The sequence below is a fragment of the Caballeronia sp. genome, assembly GCF_049581465.1.
In the GTDB taxonomy this organism is placed as follows: Bacteria; Pseudomonadota; Gammaproteobacteria; order Burkholderiales; family Burkholderiaceae; genus Caballeronia.
Genome location: NZ_JBAUSA010000464.1, coordinates 1 through 3,256, shown reverse-complemented (window position 1 = coordinate 3,256; position 3,256 = coordinate 1). Strand labels below are relative to the sequence as shown.

General features: G+C 60.5%; 3 protein-coding genes. 1 reads left to right on the top strand and 2 read right to left on the bottom strand.

Translation table 11 applies throughout. The annotated features are described in order from the left end of the window. Nucleotides 1-401: 401 nt before the first annotated feature. A complete protein-coding gene (locus WCA53_RS11505) occupies nucleotides 402-1,469 on the top strand; it encodes an FUSC family protein (RefSeq protein WP_423909494.1) in 1,068 nt (355 codons plus the stop codon). A gap of 452 nt (nucleotides 1,470-1,921) precedes the next feature. Here the strand turns inward: WCA53_RS11505 and WCA53_RS11500 are convergent, their stop codons facing one another. Together WCA53_RS11500 and WCA53_RS11495 are read right to left on the bottom strand one after the other, a co-directional pair. Beyond that, the gene (locus WCA53_RS11500; protein ID WP_423909491.1) at nucleotides 1,922-2,545 is read right to left on the bottom strand and encodes a hypothetical protein; all 624 of its coding nucleotides are present in this window, start codon (nucleotides 2,543-2,545) and stop codon (nucleotides 1,922-1,924) included. Nucleotides 2,546-2,614: 69 nt separating this feature from the next. Further along, a partial coding sequence (locus tag WCA53_RS11495; RefSeq protein WP_423909488.1) for a molybdopterin-dependent oxidoreductase occupies nucleotides 2,615-3,256 on the bottom strand: 642 nt, incomplete at its 5' end.

The following is a 3,256-nucleotide window of genomic DNA, read 5'->3' as shown; positions in this document are numbered from 1 at the left end:
CGCGGCTGCTTCGGCGGCGTCGCTCAGGTCCTTTTCGCCCGCCAGCGCAAGCCGGCCGATTTCTGCTTCGCTCGCGGGATTGACGACGCCGATAGTTCGCGCGCCTGCGCGCCAGGCGCCATCGATATAAAGCTGCGTGCTCGGATACGTGTGCGAAAGGGTGCTGTTGCTCATGCGTGGCTCCTGTTTCCTGTTGTTACGGTGACTATGCGGCTTGGCACAGCGGCGCGCGAAAAGCACTAAACCGCCCGAAGCAATCGATTATGGTATCGCGATCGGCAAGAGCGTGCCGAGCGTTGGCCATCCGGCCGTCCAGCGCGCTTATTTGCCGCCCGCGTACGGCGCCAGCCATAATTCTTGCTCCGCTTGGCTTTCCCGAGCGCTTCCGATAGTTGGCACCGATGCTCTCCCAAGCCCTTCACAAGAACATCAACTTGAATCTCGGCCCCGGCGAATACCGGCGCATTGCCCGTACGCTGGCGGCCTGTGCGCTCAGCTATGGCGCGGCGCGTCTGGCCGGGCTGCCGGACCTTTACTGGGCGGTGATCACCACGCTGATCGTCGTCACGCAGCCTAGCCTGAATCAGGCGCTGAGCACCGGGCGCGACCAGATCGTGGGCGCGGTGATTGGAGCCCTCACGGGTGGGATCGGCCTCGTGGCGATCTTGTATGGCGCGCCGCGCCTTCTCGTATTCGCGATAGGACTTTTACCGCTGGCGGCGCTCGCTGCGTTGCAGCCGAACATGCGCCTTGCCTGCACGACGCTCGTGGTCGTGGTGCTGATTCCGGGAAGCGGCACGGGCGCGTCGCCCTTTGAGCGGCCGATCGATCGTGTGCTGGAAATTTTTATCGGCGCGGCGGCGGCGATCATGGTGGCATTCCTGCTGCCCAATCGCGCCATCAATGCGGCTCATGAGCGCGCGAGTGAAATCGTCCTGACACTGGGCGAATTGATTGGCTCCTGCCTCAAGCAGTCCGGCGATGCAACGAACAGGGAGCGCCTGCAGCGCCAGTCGGCCGGTGCCGAGAAAGCGCTCGACGAGGCCATCACCGAAGCCGGGCGTGAGCACATCATTGTGCCGTTGAAGCGCACCTCCGCCGATGTGATCGATACGGTTGCGCCCCTGCTCGCGCGCTTGCATCGCGACACGTTATTTCTTGGGCAGGCGTTTGCCGCCAATTCGCCGTTGAACAGCCGCTTGAGCGCTTCGACGCGACAGGCGCTGGACGCTGCAAGCGACGCGTTCGTCGAGGTATCGAAAGCGCTGGCCGCGGCGCTCGGAACCCATCGCGGCCGCCGGGACGAGAATATTCGACACGCGCGCGCATCGTTGAAGATGCTCAAGGTCGCGACGGGCCGGGCATGCGAATCGATGCAACATGACACCGTGCTGCCGTTCGTACTCGACCTGCTTGTGCAGGATTTCGCCGATATCGTGGCGATGTTAAATACCGGGGGACGCTCGTAGCCGCGGGGCGGGGGTTGGGGGGTGCTGCTTGCGGCGAGTGTGGGGCTAGGGTGGAGTCCTCCTGCTCGCGTGGTCGTTCTGCTTAGGTCGGATTTTCTTGCTTATTACTGTTAGCCCCTGTTCGGGGCGGAACTTCATTTCTTTTCAAACGCGAAAAGAAATGAAGTAAAGAAACGCGTTTTAAACCGCCAATTCTTAAGTGTCGTCGTTGCTCATTTTAAGTTTTTGGCCCGAACGTAGTGCCGCCCCCATCCATCAACGCTCACTCGAACACCCACCTCAAGCACCAGCGGCGCGCACACGCTTCGCCTCGAAGGCCATATTATCTACTCGTATATTTTTCATTAGCGATACTGAAATTAAGAAACCCCGCCAGCCTTTCGGCTGCCGGGGTTTCTCGTTACTTGGCGAGGAGACTCGCTCTGCCGCATTCAAGCAGCTCAATCACGCCATTACATCGGCGGCGCAACTCCATCCTTCTCAACAACCACCCGCGATGCCGCGAACTCCGTCTCTTTCACCGGACTTGCGACGATGAACACCTTCTTGCCCGCAACCAGGTCCGTGCGCGTGGCCGGCGCAAAGGTCACGACCGGCACCCCTTCCGGTACGGTCACCGTGTTGCTGCCGCCCTTGTAGGACAGCTTCAGGTCGCGGCCACTCGTGCCCGTCACCACCTGATCGACGTTCGCGTTCGTCATCGTGCTGTTAGGCGCGAGATCCCACGCGTAGTGGCCTTCGCCAGATCCGCGCGCGGCTTCCGGGAACACCAGCACTTCAGTCGCCGTCATCTTGCCATCGGTTCCCGTCGTTGCCGCCGTGCCAATAAACGAACCCGGCTTGATGTCGGCCAGCGAGATGTTCTTCACCGCGGTCACCGGCGTATCGGCCTTCAAGTCAATGGTGACCGTGTCGCCACTACGACGATGCACGGTCAGCACATCGCCGGACAACGACACGATCTCGCCGCGAATACGCGCAGGCTTCGCCGCCGGCGTTTGAGCCAGGGCAACGCCGGCCAAGGTAAGTGCAACGATCGATACACCGGCTTTCATACGGAATGTTGCAAGCGACATGACGACTCCATTGAGAAAATTGACCCGATTAAGGGATGCAAAAAGAAACACAAGAAAGCCAAGCGAATATCAGGCACCACCGAACCAGTTGTAGCCCTGGTTCTCCCAGTAACCACCGGGATAGTCGTTCGTCACGGTGATCGCGACGATGTGTTTAGGGTTCTTGTAGCCAAGCTTGGTCGGCATGCGCAGCTTCATCGGAAAACCGTACTTGGGCGGCAAGACCTGCCCGTCGTAGGTCAGCGCAAGAAGCGTCTGCGCGTGCAGCGCGGTCGGCATGTCGATGCTGGTCGAGTAGTTGTCGGCGCAGTGAAAAGCCACGTATTTCGCGGTGGTGTCCGCGCCTGATCGCTTGAGGAAATCGGAGAAACGTACGCCGCCCCACTTGCCAATCGCGCTCCAGCCTTCAATGCAAATATGTCGCGTCACCTGGCTCTCCTGCGGTAACGCACGCAGTTCCTCAAGGGTCCACACGTTCTTGCCGCCCTTCGCCAGTCCGCCAACCGGCAGCTTGTAGGTCGCGGCATCGACAACAGGAACGTCGTCTATGTCATAGAACGCATTGAACGGGAACGGCCGCGTGATCATCGAGTCCGGATACGTGGGCGCGAGCTTGTTCGGATCGAAAAGCGCCCATTGCGCTTCGTCGTTGAAGCGGGACATCGTGCGCAACACCGTGTTCACCGACTTGTCGTCCGAGATGTTGCAGCC